At 65.5% G+C, this 12667-nt stretch carries 14 protein-coding genes; 6 read left to right on the top strand and 8 right to left on the bottom strand.

Annotated elements, in window-relative coordinates; genetic code table 11:
• Positions 1 to 26 precede the first annotated feature (26 nt).
• Complete coding sequence (locus APT63_06455; GenBank protein AMA45299.1) at positions 27 to 308, bottom strand: acetyltransferase; 282 nt, start codon at positions 306 to 308, stop codon at positions 27 to 29.
• Positions 309 to 800: 492 nt separating this feature from the next.
• Between APT63_06455 and APT63_06450 the strand changes: the two genes are divergently transcribed.
• On the top strand, positions 801 to 1055 hold the full coding sequence (locus APT63_06450) for a hypothetical protein (protein AMA45298.1): 255 nt from the start codon (positions 801 to 803) through the stop codon (positions 1053 to 1055).
• A 149-nt stretch (positions 1056 to 1204) separates the two neighbouring features.
• Here APT63_06450 and APT63_06445 read toward each other — a convergent pair whose 3' ends face one another.
• The 3 genes from APT63_06445 to APT63_06435 all read right to left on the bottom strand — a co-directional run bounded on the left by APT63_06445 (position 1205) and on the right by APT63_06435 (position 3232).
• Positions 1205 to 2179 (bottom strand): hypothetical protein, encoded by a 975-nt coding sequence (locus APT63_06445; GenBank protein AMA45297.1) that lies wholly within the window; start codon positions 2177 to 2179, stop codon positions 1205 to 1207.
• Positions 2180 to 2286: 107 nt separating this feature from the next.
• The gene (locus tag APT63_06440; protein AMA45296.1) at positions 2287 to 2568 is read right to left on the bottom strand and encodes a hypothetical protein; all 282 of its coding nucleotides are present in this window, start codon (positions 2566 to 2568) and stop codon (positions 2287 to 2289) included.
• A 58-nt stretch (positions 2569 to 2626) separates the two neighbouring features.
• Positions 2627 to 3232, bottom strand: coding sequence for an arylesterase (locus tag APT63_06435; protein ID AMA45295.1), 606 nt, complete (start codon positions 3230 to 3232; stop codon positions 2627 to 2629).
• Between the two features lie 10 nt (positions 3233 to 3242).
• Here APT63_06435 and APT63_06430 point away from each other — a divergent pair, with 10 nt between their 5' ends.
• Together APT63_06430 and APT63_06425 are read left to right on the top strand one after the other, a co-directional pair.
• A complete protein-coding gene (locus APT63_06430) occupies positions 3243 to 3929 on the top strand; it encodes an ABC transporter (protein AMA45294.1) in 687 nt (228 codons plus the stop codon).
• Positions 3926 to 6433 (top strand): ABC transporter permease, encoded by a 2508-nt coding sequence (locus tag APT63_06425; protein AMA45293.1) that lies wholly within the window; start codon positions 3926 to 3928, stop codon positions 6431 to 6433. Before APT63_06430 ends, APT63_06425 begins: the two co-directional genes overlap by 4 nt.
• Before the next feature lie 63 nt (positions 6434 to 6496).
• Here the strand turns inward: APT63_06425 and greB are convergent, their stop codons facing one another.
• The 3 genes from greB to APT63_06410 form a co-directional block, all read right to left on the bottom strand.
• Positions 6497 to 6973 (bottom strand): transcription elongation factor GreB, encoded by a 477-nt coding sequence (gene greB / locus APT63_06420; protein ID AMA45292.1) that lies wholly within the window; start codon positions 6971 to 6973, stop codon positions 6497 to 6499.
• Positions 6974 to 7001: 28 nt separating this feature from the next.
• Positions 7002 to 7322 carry a hypothetical protein gene (locus tag APT63_06415; protein ID AMA45291.1) on the bottom strand — a complete coding sequence of 107 codons (321 nt, stop codon included), beginning with the start codon at positions 7320 to 7322 and terminating at the stop codon, positions 7002 to 7004.
• A 173-nt stretch (positions 7323 to 7495) separates the two neighbouring features.
• Positions 7496 to 8935: a glycosylase gene (locus APT63_06410; GenBank protein ID AMA45290.1), complete on the bottom strand. Its 1440-nt coding sequence runs from the start codon at positions 8933 to 8935 to the stop codon at positions 7496 to 7498.
• Positions 8936 to 9153: 218 nt separating this feature from the next.
• Between APT63_06410 and APT63_06405 the strand changes: the two genes are divergently transcribed.
• The 3 genes from APT63_06405 (at position 9154) to APT63_06395 (ending at position 11809) form a co-directional block, all read left to right on the top strand.
• Positions 9154 to 9960 (top strand): hydrolase TatD, encoded by an 807-nt coding sequence (locus APT63_06405; protein ID AMA45289.1) that lies wholly within the window; start codon positions 9154 to 9156, stop codon positions 9958 to 9960.
• 85 nt (positions 9961 to 10045) lie between these two features.
• A complete protein-coding gene (locus APT63_06400) occupies positions 10046 to 11524 on the top strand; it encodes a chemotaxis protein (GenBank protein AMA45288.1) in 1479 nt (492 codons plus the stop codon).
• Positions 11525 to 11599: 75 nt separating this feature from the next.
• On the top strand, positions 11600 to 11809 hold the full coding sequence (locus APT63_06395; GenBank protein ID AMA45287.1) for a hypothetical protein: 210 nt from the start codon (positions 11600 to 11602) through the stop codon (positions 11807 to 11809).
• 79 nt (positions 11810 to 11888) lie between these two features.
• On the opposite strand, the gene APT63_06390 is transcribed toward APT63_06395, so the two are convergent.
• On the bottom strand, positions 11889 to 12656 hold the full coding sequence (locus tag APT63_06390; GenBank protein ID AMA45286.1) for a metal-chelation protein CHAD: 768 nt from the start codon (positions 12654 to 12656) through the stop codon (positions 11889 to 11891).
• Positions 12657 to 12667 lie beyond the last annotated feature (11 nt).

Raw genomic sequence — 12667 nt, 5'->3', positions numbered from 1 at the left:
CGTCTCAGGCCACGGTGACAGCTTGCTCAGGTCTTGTGCACCTGGCGCTGGTGACGTTCCATGTAGCGCTCGACGTACGAGCACGAAGGGATGACCGTGTAGCCCATCTGCTCGGCGTAGGCCAGCGCCTGCTCGGTGAGTGCCGCCGCGATGCCACGTCCGCGCAGCGCGTTGGGCACGAAGGTGCGGTAGATGTCCAGGGTCTGCTTGCCCAGGTCCATGTACGTCAGGTAGGCACGATGACCGTCCACGCTGGTTTCGAATTGATGACCTGCCTGGTCATGGTGAATGCTCAGCGCTTCGTTCATCGCAACTCCTAGTAGGCCCTTGCCTAGGCCTTTTCTTCATCGACGGTTCGTTCGACCTGCGTGAACCACCTCAGCCTACGCGTCGCGTAGCCGCATGAAGTCTGCGGTGGCTGGCAAGTCTTTCCGATAGTAAGCGCCCCGGGCCAGGTTACTCAAGCGGCACGCCTCGAAATGACAGAATCGTGTCAACCCTGTACTCGGAAGTCGGAAAGGCACGACGCGACTATTGCATGTAGCAACACCAACCGATGCAGACATGAATTCGGCAAGTTGGTTCAAGGAAAAGTTACCGTTGGGGTACAGTTTTTCAATACGGCCCTGGCGTGGCAGGCCACACTGCGCACCCAGCCTCAACTGCACAATTTTTTTCATCTTTCTTGCACAACGTCCGTTTACTTACTACAAGTAATGAGTACTATGTACGACGGTCAGTTTCTCTTTTACGAGAGATGGCTACTTACTAGATGGATTAAAGTCCTTGAGGGGAACACGATGAACAATGCTCTGAAATTCTCTGCTCTGGCCCTGGCCGCTGTCCTGGCAACCGGTTGCAGCAGCAGCCACACCAAGGAAGGCGAAGCTCGCCTGACCGCTACCGAAGACGCCGCTGCTCGCGCCCAGGCCCGTGCTGACGAAGCCTACCGCAAAGCTGACGACGCCATGGCTGCCGCTCAGAAAGCTCAGCAGACCGCTGACGAAGCCAACGAGCGCGCCCTGCGCATGCTGGACAAAGCCAGCCGCAAGTAAGCATCCTCAGGGATTGAAAAAAGGCCGACCCCCACAGGGGCCGGCCTTTTTTCATGGGTGGACCGAATTCGCCGGACCGGGCCATGCCGCCGGTGGATCGCTTGCCACCCCATTCATGGGCCGGCAAGCGCCAGGGACGCAAACCGTCGTCAATGCAGCTCGTCAGGAATGTCCGAGACTGCCGCTGTCGACTGCGAAGCCTCGAGGGGCGTAGCGATCTCGACAGGCAGGCCATCTTCGGCAGCCAGCACGTCCCTCAGCTTGTCCCAGTCCATGCGTACACCCTGGGTCAGGTCGTCACGCTTGAGCAAGGTATTGACCAATGTCGTGTGCGTGTCGACCACCGAGGGATCGCCATGGTCATCCAGCGGCGTGTGCGCTTCCAGATACACCGCGCCAGCACTCTTGCCAAACTTGTAAGGCTCATTAATGATGCGCACCGGCGTGCCGACCGGCACGCGCTCGGAAAGTTCCAGCACATTATTATTGAACATGCGGAAACAGCCATGACTGGTGCGCATGCCAATGCCAAACTTCTTGTTGGAACCGTGGATCAAGTAGCCTGGCAATCCAAGCGTGAACTTGAACGGCCCCAGCGGGTTGTCAGGACCGGCCGGCACTACCGCTGGCAGGATATCGCCATCGGCAGCATGTTCGGCGCGGATCGAAGCCGGCGGCGTCCAGGTCGGATTAGGCGTCTTGGCGATGATCTTGGTCGTCGCGATCGGTGACCCCCACCCTTCGCGCCCAATCCCCAGCGGATAGGTGTGCACGACAGGCTCATCCTTGGGGAAGTAGTACATCCGGTACTCGGCCAGGTTGATCACGATGCCTTCACGGGGGCCCGGTGGCAGGATGAAACGGGTCGGCAACACGATTTCAGTACCTGCACCCGGCAGCCACGGGTCCACGCCTGGGTTGGCGGCGATCATCTCGAGGTAGCCCAGGTCGTTGGCCGTCCCGATGTCGGCGAACGTGTCTTCATACTTGGCCTTGATCACCTGGACCTGGCCGACGATGTCCTCACCCGGCGGGGGCAATGGCAATTCCAGTGCCATGGCAGGCCCTGTCGTCAGCAGGGCGGCCAGGGAAAGGCGACGAGCGACGGCGGGAAATCGCAACATCTGGTACATCCTTCATCAGGGGGGAGCAAAGGCGGCGATTGTATACCGGCGCATGAGCCCTCGGCATGGAACACGGCCAGGTTAGCCATTGAGATGATCAACGGCAGTCAGAGTTCCGGCCAGACGGGACGCGTACCCCGTCGCTGGGCATCGAGAATGGCCTTGCACAATGGGCACAGCCGCGTATCACGATGCACTGTCTGGGGAACGGGCGACCAGCGGGGTTGGGCTGGCAGCAGCCCTCCGCACAGCGTACGGTCGACCGGCGCGCCCAGTTCCAGCTGCCGCGCGATGAGGTGCACGCGCACTTCCTGGCAAGCGAACAGGTCGAGTTGATCGTCAGGCTCGATCAACTGGTAGGCGTGAAGGGACCAGGCGGGGCGCGGCATCAAGGTGTTCCAGAGCGGGGGGCGCCACATTAGCCGAAAGCCGCCCCCGTTTAAAGCGTCAGAGCAGTGGTTTTATCACCGGCCAGGCGTTTTCCAGCAGCCGCTGCTGGGCGCCCTGGGTCGGATGAATGCCATCGGCCTGCATCAGGCTCGGCACCCCGCCGACGCCCTCCAGGAAAAACGGCACCAGCGGCACCGATTTGTCACGGGCCAGGTCCTCGTAGACCTGCGCGAACGCCGTGGTATAACGCACGCCATAGTTGGGCGGCAGGCGCATGCCGAGCAGCACCACCTTGGCACCTGCGGACCGCGCAGCGTCGATCATGCTGCCCAGGTTCTTCTCGAGTTGCCGGGGCGGCTGCCCGCGCAGACCATCGTTGCCGCCCAGCTCCACCACCACCAGGGTAGGCGCATGCTTGGTCAACAAGGCCGGCAGACGGGACTGACCACCGGCGCTGGTGTCACCGCTGATCGAGGCATTGACCACCTGGTCCTTGAAACCCTCGGCCTGCACCCGCTGTCGCAACAGGGACACCCAACCGCGCTCAGGGTCCAGCCCGAAGCCTGCGCTGATACTGTCACCGACCACCAGGACGGTGCCGGCCATCGCACTCTGGGCCAGGCAGCACGCTGCAAGACCGATACTCATCCACCACCTTCGCATTGGAATCTCCATGGTCCCCAGCATTCTCGTTGCGCAGCACCTTAGCAAAGTGGTCCCCAGCGCGGAAGGCGACCTCACCATTCTGCACCCGCTGTCCCTGTCACTCGAGCAGGGCGACAGTTTGGCCATCGTCGGCGCCTCGGGCTCGGGCAAGTCCACGCTCCTGGGCTTGCTGGCCGGGCTCGACCAGCCGACGAGCGGCACGGTCGTGCTGGCTGGCCATGACCTGGGGACGCTCGATGAAGACCAGCGGGCCAAAGTGCGCGCCGAGCACGTCGGCTTTGTTTTCCAATCCTTCCAGCTGCTCGACAGCCTCGATGCCCTGGAGAACGTCATGCTGCCCATGGAACTCGAAGGCCGGCGCGACGCCCGCGACCAGGCCCGCGCCTTGCTCGAGCGGGTCGGGCTGGGCCAGCGCCTGACTCATTCACCCCGCCAGTTGTCGGGGGGCGAACAGCAGCGGGTGGCCATTGCCCGCGCCTTCGCTGCACAGCCCTCGGTGCTGTTCGCCGATGAACCGACGGGCAACCTGGACAGCCACACCGGTGAGCGCATCAGCGACCTGCTGTTCGAACTCAACCAGGAGCGTGGCACGACCCTGGTGCTGGTGACCCACGATGGTCGGCTGGCCCAACGCTGCCGACGCTCGATTCGCCTGGACGGTGGACAGCTGGTCACTGTGCAGGCGCCCCGATGAGCCGCGTCCCGTTTGCTCGACTGTGCCGCCTGGCCCTGCGCCAGATCTGGCGCGATGCGCGCACCCAGGAAGTCCGCGTCCTGTTCTTCGCCTTGCTCGTGGCCGTCGCAGCCAGCACCGCCATCGGCTACTTCGGCGCACGCCTCAACGGCGCCATGCAGCTGCGCGCCACCGAGTTCCTGGGGGCCGATCTGGTGTTGCAAGGGTCCTCCCCGGCTACCGAGGCCCAGCGGGCGATCGGGCAGGCGTCGGGGCTGACCGAGGCCCACGTGGTCGAGTTCGCCAGTGTGGTGGCCACGGACCAGGGCATTCAGCTGTCCAGCATCAAGGCGGTGGACGGCGCCTATCCCTTGCGGGGCCAATTGCGCAGTGCACCAGCCCCCTATGCTCCGGAAACGCCGGGAGGCAGCCCGGCACCGGGCGAGGCCTGGGTGGAAGCGCGGCTGCTGGCAGCCCTGGACCTGAGTATCGGCGCGCCCATCGACATCGGGCAGAAAACGCTGCGCATCACCCGGGTACTGACCTACGAGCCGGATCGGGCCGGCAACTTCTACAGCCTGACACCCCGCGTCCTGATCAACCTGAAGGATCTCGAGGCCACCGGCGTGGTGCAGCCAGGCAGCCGCGTGACCTACCGCGATCTCTGGCGTGGCGAGGGCACGGCACTGAGTCAGTACCGCGCCCGGATCGAACCGACCCTGGGCGCCAACCAGCGCCTGCGCGACACGCGCGATGGCAACCAGCAGATCGGCGGCGCATTGGGCAAGGCCGAGCGCTACCTGAACATGGCCAGCCTGGTGGCGGTGCTGCTGGCGGGGGTGGCCGTCGCGCTGTCGGCCAGTCGCTATGCGGCGCGGCGGCTCGACGCCAGTGCCCTGCTGCGGTGCCTGGGGCTCTCGCGCCGCGAAGCCTTGAGCGTGTTCTGCCTGCAATTGGCGGGGCTCGGCCTGGTGGCGGCCTGCGCAGGGGCACTGCTGGGCTGGCTGGCGCAACTGGGGCTGTTCCGGGCGTTGCAAGGCTTGCTGCCGCCTGAGGTACCGGCCGGCGGCCTGGCGCCTGCCCTGGCGGGTATCGGCACGGGCCTGGTGGCCCTGGCAGGGTTCGCGCTGCCGCCCTTGGCCGCCCTGGGCCGCGTGCCGCCCCTGCGCGTCCTGCGCCGCGACCTGCTGCCGGTGCCGGCCAGTAGCTGGCTGGTGTACGGCGCCGCGCTGCTGGCCCTGGGCCTGATCATGTGGCGGCTGAGCCTCGACCTGTTGCTCACCTTCACCCTGCTGGGAGGGGGCCTCATCGCGGCCGCGCTGCTCGGCGGGTTGCTCCTGCTGGGGTTGCGTGGCGTTCGCCGCCTGCTGGCCGATGCACCGCTGGCCTGGCGCCTGGGCCTGGGTCAGTTGCTGCGCCATCCGTTGTCCGCCGCCGGGCAGGCCCTGGCCTTCGGGCTGATCCTGATGGCCATGGCGCTGGTCGCCCTGTTGCGCGGTGAGCTGCTGGACAACTGGCAGGCGCAGCTACCTGAAGACGCGCCGAATCACTTCGCGCTGAACATCCTGCCCGAAGACCGTGAACCGTTCAGCCAACGCCTGGCCTCGATGGGCGCCACGGCCGCCCCGCTCTACCCGGTCATGCCGGGGCGCCTGGTGGCCATCAACGATCAGCCGGTGCGCGAGCGCGTGGTCGAGGACTCCACGGGTGGGCGTGCCGTACAACGCGACCTGAGCCTGACCTGGTCCGCCGACCTACCCACCGGCAATGAACTGACAGAAGGCCAGTGGTGGCAGGCCGCACCGACGCCTGGCGCGCTGCCCGGCGTGTCGGTGGAGGCCGAGCTGGCCCGCAGCCTGGCGCTGAAACTGGGCGATGTGCTGCGCTTCGACATCGGGGGTGACCTGCGCCAGGCCCAGGTCACCAGCGTGCGTTCGGTCCACTGGGACAACTTCCAGCCCAACTTCTACATGATCTTCCAGCCCGAGACCTTGCAGGGGCTGCCTGTCACCTACCTCACCAGCTTCCACCTGGACTCCGGGCATGACAAGGCCGTGGTCGCCTTGTCGCGCGCCTTCCCCGCCGTCACGCTGCTGCAGGTCGATGCGCTGCTCGATCAGTTGCGCAGCATCCTCAGGCAAGTGACGCTGGCCGTGGAGTTCGTCCTGCTGTTCGTGCTGGCCGCCGGGCTGGCCGTGCTCTTCGCGGGCCTGCAGGCGACGCTGGACGAACGCATTCGCCAAGGCGCCCTGCTGCGCGCCCTGGGTGCCAGGCGCGCGCTGCTGGTGACTGCTCGTCGCATCGAGTTCGGACTGTTGGGCGCGGTCAGTGGCCTGCTGGCGGCGATCGGCTGTGAGTTGATCACCCTGGTGCTGTACCGCTTCGCCTTTGCCCTGCCGTGGGCCCCGCACCCCGAGTTGCTGGTGCTGCCGCTGCTCGGCGCGCTGCTGGTCGGTGCCGCGGGCATTTTGGGCACCCGACGGGCATTGACGGCCAGCCCCTTGACCGTGCTGCGGGAATCCTAGCGCCGCGTCAGGGGTTTCACCTGCACGCGGGTCGTCCGGCACCCCGCGTGCAGCGCCGGGGCATCACGGTACGTCGTACCAGATCCGGTTGACGTACCAGGTTGCCTCGCCGGTCGGTGTCTGCACCACCACCTCGTCGTCCACGCCTTTCTTGAGCAGGGCACGGGCCATGGGCGAGTCGATGGAGATGTAGTCGTTGCGTCCATGGATCTCGTCGTAGCCGACGACACGGAAGGTCAGGGTCTGTCCCTCGTCATTCTCGATCTGCACCCAGGCGCCGAAATACACCTTGCCTTCCTGCTCCGGCGCGTAGGCGACCACCTTGACGTCTTCCAGGCGCTTGCGCAGGTAGCGCACCCGGCGGTCGATCTCGCGCAGCAGCTTCTTGTTGTACTGGTAATCGGCGTTCTCGCTGCGATCGCCCAGCGAGGCGGCCCAGGCCACCTTCTGCGTGATCTCGGGACGGTATACGCGCCACAGGTGGTCGAGCTCCTGCTTGAGGGCCAGGTGACCGGCAGTGGTGATGATGTTGGTGCTCACACAGGGCTCCTTGCAGTCGCGACCGTATTCAGCCGCGGGTGATCAGCCCTTGCCGCGCGATGCGGGTCAGGTGACCGATGACCTCGGCAGCCTCGCTGCCCACCGGCGCCTGTACCACCGCCAGGTCGAACTGATCGTCGGCATGGCTGGACAGGTCCTGCCCTGCCTCGGCGAACTGGATCAGGAACGCGCGTGCCTGGCCCTTGCGTCGGGACAGACCGTCGAGGTGACGCAGCAAGGTGGGCTGATGATGGCCGCCCAGCAGAATGCGTGGCGTACGTGCGGAGGAAGCCTTGGCCAGAGGGCTCAGGCAGACGCTGGTTCGTGGACAACCGGATGAGTGACTCATGATGCTTTCTCTGCCTCGCCAATCTCGCTGGGCAGCGGTGGGAGGCGTCACCGAACCAGCGCTTTAGCGGTATTTCGGACTGGCACGTGGCGTGTCCCGCGCCCCGCAAGTAGCTGTTTAAATCGGCGCGATCACTATGCTAGAGCGACCTGCGGCGGTTTACAAGCCTTGACTCAGCGGCGCACGGTGCGCTCGAGCGACGAGCGCTCGCGATTGAAGGCGAGGTAGTACTTGTTGATGCTGTTGACGAAGTTGACCGGCCCCATGCCGACCTGCTCCATGGCGATGCGCTCGGTCTGGAAGAACCACTGGTTGCCGTTGAGCCCACGCCGACGCGCTTCGGCACGCATGGCCTGGACGCGCTCGGGGCCCAGGTTGTAGGCCGCCAGGGTGAAGGCCATGCGCTCGCGTTCGTTGAGCTGCTTGCTGGAGAAGAACTTGCGTTGCAGCAACGCGAGGTAGCGCGCACTGGCCTTGACGTTGCCATCCACCGTGGCGGTGTCGCGCACCCCGACCCGACGCGCTGCGGACGGCGTGATCTGCATCAGCCCGTGGGCGCCCCCGGAGCCTTGCGCGGCGGGGTTGAGGGTCGATTCCTTGAAGGCCAGGGCAGCCAGGTTCAGCCAGTCCATGTCCTGGGCGGCGGCATGCTTCTGCAACACCGGGCGTACCGTCTCCAGCCGCCGGCGCTGAGCCAATGGGTCATGGACACGGTACTGGCGCTTGTACAGACGCTCGAACAGCGCGTCCCGGTTCTTGGGCGGTTGATAGTCTTTCAGAAAGCCGTCGACCGCTGCCTGCAGGGCAGGTGCATCCTGGCGCACGTACCAGCGCATGGCGCGGGGCGGCGCCAGCTTCAGCCGATCGTTCAGGCGCAGACGGGGCATCACCCGCGCCCAGCGCTGCGCGATCGGTCGCTCGACGATGGTCAGGGGGTAGATGCCCGCCTGGACCATTTCCAGCACGTCTTCCACGGCCAGACTCGGATCGACCCATTCGATCTTGACAGGCGCACGCTTGCGCTTCGCCAGGTCCTGGTTGATCGCGCCCAGAACCGGCCCTGCCGCACTACCGGTGGTCAGGGCGACGGTCTTGCCCGACAACTGATCCAGGCGCGTGAAGCTGCGCCCACCCTTGCGCCCGACCAGCTGCAGGGTGACCCGATCGGCCACGGGCACGGTCGCGGCAAGACCACGGCTCAACGCGGGATCGAGCAGCTCGCCCGGCGCGGCCAGGTCGCCCTCGCCTCGCTTCAACGCGGTCAGCAACTGCTCCTTGGCGCGCGGGATGATTTGAACGTGGAGGGGGCGACCTGCAGGCTGACGTGCGTTGAGGTAGTGCTCCAGGGCACGAATCCGGTGGTACTCGACCCCCACAGGTTCGCCCTTGACCTTGCCCGAACTGTTGCGGCTCTGGTTGACCAGCACACGCAAAACCTTGCTCGTCTGTACTTGCTTCAGGTCGCGGACCTTGGCCGGAGCCGGCTGCTGAACAGGACCACCGACCTGCGCCAGCGCAGGGGATGCTGCCAGCGTCAGGAGCACGGCGAACAGCCCACCGCACAGGGCAGCGACAGGCGACTCACAGATCCAGCGGCGCGAACTCCTGGGCATAGGCGACCATTGTCGTCGAATGAAGGCTAAGAGACCCCGACAATGCCAGCAAGTTCTGCGATCCGCACCCCTTGCCTGGCCTTAACCGACACACGGTCCGTCGTTTGAGGCCTGGCGCCCCATGGCAAGACCATGGTCCGAAGGTTGTCGGCAGGCGCCTTCGCGGCTTAGCCTAGTGCGGCTGCGCACGCATTCTTTTTTCTCAAAGGCCTGGATTCATGCACCTGATCGACATTGGCGTCAACCTTACCCACAGCAGCTTCGAAGGCCGCCACGCCGAGATTCTGGAGCGAGCACTGGAGGCAGATGTGGTGCAGATGGTCGTGACGGGCACCAGCCTTCCCGTCAGCGAACAGTCCGTGGAGGTGTGCGAGCGCTGGGACGAAACCGGTCAACGATTGTTCGCCACGGCCGGGGTCCATCCCCATGAAGCCAGCGACTGGACGGTCGACAGTGAGCGTCGACTGCGAGCGCTGCTGCAACACGACCGGGTCAAGGCGGTCGGCGAATGCGGCCTGGACTTCAATCGCGACTTCTCGCCACGCTCGCAACAGGAAAAGGCTTTCGAAGCCCAGCTGGCCCTGGCCGTGGAACTGGGGCTGCCGGTCTTTCTCCATGAACGCGACGCCAGCGAGCGGATGCTGGCGATCCTTACGCCTTATCGCGATCACCTGTCGGCTGCCGTGGTGCATTGCTTCACCGGGGAGCGCCAGGCACTGTTCGCCTACCTGGACCTGGATCTGCACATCGGCATCACCGGCTGGATCTGCGACGAGCGCCGTGGCACGCACCTGCACCCACTGGTCAGCAGCATCCCCCAGGACCGGCTGATGCTCGAGAGCGATGCACCTTACCTGCTGCCACGCAGCCTGCGCCCCAAGCCCAAGCATGGGCGCAACGAACCGGCCTTTTTGCCGGAAGTGCTCCATGAAGTGGCGCGTCACCGGGGACAGTCGCCTGTGCAACTGGCCCAACAGAGCACCGCGTGTGCCCGGGCGTTCTTCGGGTTGCCGATCATCGATTGATTCAGGTCAACGTCCCACGCGCAGGGCTTGGGCAAGATGATGGCACCTTGCCAATACTCTTGTCGTCACTTCAGAGACCCCTGCCATGCGTGCCCGGCTCGACAACCTTTCCTTGAAATACAAATTCTGGGCCGTCAACGCAGTGGCGTTCTTCACCACGCTGCTGTTGGTGCTGTTCGCCCTCTATACCGAACAGCAAGGTCGTATCGACTCGCTGCGTCAGGCGCTGCAGACCCAGGCCGAGCTGGCGAGCCAATGGCCGCAGGACCAGCCGGTGCCCGCGCAGCGCAATCATGTCACCTGGACGAAAGGCGCTACCCCGACACTGGCCGGTCACGCGCTGACCCTGCCCACTGCCGCACAAGGCTGGACCACGCTGCCCAGTGCCTGGGTCGCGGGCGACCAGCCGCGCGTCGGCGCCTACGTGGCCTGTCAGAACGAGCGCTGCCAGGCTTGGCTGGCCGAAGCGCCCAGCCTGCGCCAACTGCTGGTGGCGCGCGCTGGACAGTATGCGCTGTGCGTGGCGCTGCTGATGCTGGTCATGCTCGCCGCGTCGCAACTGCTGATCCGCTTCCTGCTCGGGCGCCTTGACACGCTCAAGGCCGTCATGCTGCAAGCCCAGCACACGGGTGACCTAAGCGCACGCGTGCCGTTGGCAGGCGGTGACGAGGTCGGCCAGATGGCCGCTGCCTTCAATGCCATGCAGGCGAGTTATCACCAGGTGGTCGGCACCGTCGCCCATACGGCACGCGAGCTGGACGCCAATGCCAGGCGGCTCGCGGACAGCATGGTGGAGGTTCGTCGAGGCATGCTCGGGCAGCAGGGCGAGACCGACCAGGCGGCCACTGCCATCAATCAGATGTCCGCGACCGTGCATCACATTGCCGAGCATGCCGGGGCCACGCGCGACCTGTCGCAATCCACCGATACCCTGGCGGTCAATGGCAAGGCGGTGGTGGACAGCGTTCAGGATGCGATCGCCGGCTTGTCCAGCGGCGTGCAGCAGACCGCCCAGACGATTCGGCAACTGGCCGACGACAGCCAGAAGATCAACGGTGTGGTGAGCGTCATTCACAGCATCGCCGAACAGACCAACCTGTTGGCACTCAACGCCGCCATCGAAGCCGCACGCGCAGGCGAGCTGGGGCGTGGATTCGCCGTGGTGGCCGATGAAGTGCGCAACCTGGCCAAACGGGTGCAGGCCTCGACCGACCAGATCACCGGCATGGTCTCTACCCTGCAGGCCGGTACGCGCGATGCCGTGGAATTCATGCAGGAAAGCTCGCTCAAGGCGGACGACTGCGTGCGTCAGGCGCAGGATGCGAGTTCAGCCCTGGCCCAGATCGCCGGGGCCGTGGCACAGATGCGCGAGAACACCACGCAGATCGCGGTGGCTGCCGCACAGCAGAGTCAGGCCGCGGAGGAGATGAACCGCGCAGTCGTCAGCATCCGCGACGTGACCGAAGGCACGACGCGCCAGGCCACCACCTCGACCACCGACAGCGTCGAACTGGCCGACCTGGCCGGCACGCTTCACCACGCCATCGGCCGACTCACCCTATGACGGCCATAGCCACGCTCGATTGGCTCACTTCGGGGCACCGCACTACGCTGAACAGGTGACCTTGAGGATAGAACCATGACCAAACGACTGCTCGAACTCGCCGGCTGGCACGCACGCCTGGAGGCCCGACCTGAGGCGGCCAGCCCTGCGCCCCATCAGATTGCCGTGCCCCTGTTCGTGATTGGCGCGTTGCTGGCACTCAGCGGCCTGCTGGGAATGGACGCCTCCCAAGGGGCGCTGGGTGCGATCACGCTGGGGGCTGGCTGGGCCCTGCAGCGCCGCTGAGTGTCTGCCCGCCCACACCTGATCGACACGCGCATGACGGCGCTCGATCACCTTCCTGCAGGGTGATCGCCGACTGCGCTCAACGCTTCTTCAACGCCTTGCCCAGGCGCATGAGCGTCTTGTCCGCCCGCTGCTGCGCTGCTTCCAGCTCCTGTTGCCAGTCCGCCTTGAGCATCGCCAGGTCGGCCTGCTGGTCCACCTGAAGCAGCCATTGCACGCGATCGTGCCATTCCCCCAGATCCTGCTGCCCTTGCTTGAGCAGACGGCGCAGCGCGTTGCCGGCATGGTCGAGTTGCGGATAGGCCTCTTCGGCATAGCGCACCCGCTTGATCAGCAGGCGCACGCGGTGCCGATCATGAGCAGGATCCTGCACGGCTTTCTCGAGTTTGCGCCATTGCTTGCGCAGACGTTCATCCACCTGACGATGCAGGCCACTGACCACGCCTTCGCGGTCTGCGGCGCGCAGGAAACCGGGGAAGGCATCGAGAATCGACAAGGTGCGCGTCAAGGGCGCGCTGTCCGCGACACTGGCGAACGTCTGCGCCCTCCTCTCCAGGCGGCGCTGCCCGGCTGACAGGTGCCCTCGCTCGATAAGCTCTGCGCCCATCACTTCCCGGTCACGCAGCGGCGTGGTCAAGGTCCCCAGCGCCCGGGCCGCGTCTTCCAGCTCCTGCACACCCGGCAGTCCGCGCAGGGGGCGCAACAGGCTGCGCAGGCGACGCACGCTGGTGCGCAGGTCGTGCAAGGCCTCGCTGTCGGTATCGGCACGCAGGCGCTGACGGCAGGCGTGCAGGCGCACGTGCAAGGCAAGCACACGGGACACTACATGATCGAGCATCGCAGACATGACATTCTCCT

Source organism: Pseudomonas monteilii (assembly GCA_001534745.1).
In the GTDB taxonomy this organism is placed as follows: Bacteria; Pseudomonadota; Gammaproteobacteria; order Pseudomonadales; family Pseudomonadaceae; genus Aquipseudomonas; species Aquipseudomonas alabamensis.
This window is presented reverse-complemented; position numbering and strand designations above follow the sequence as displayed.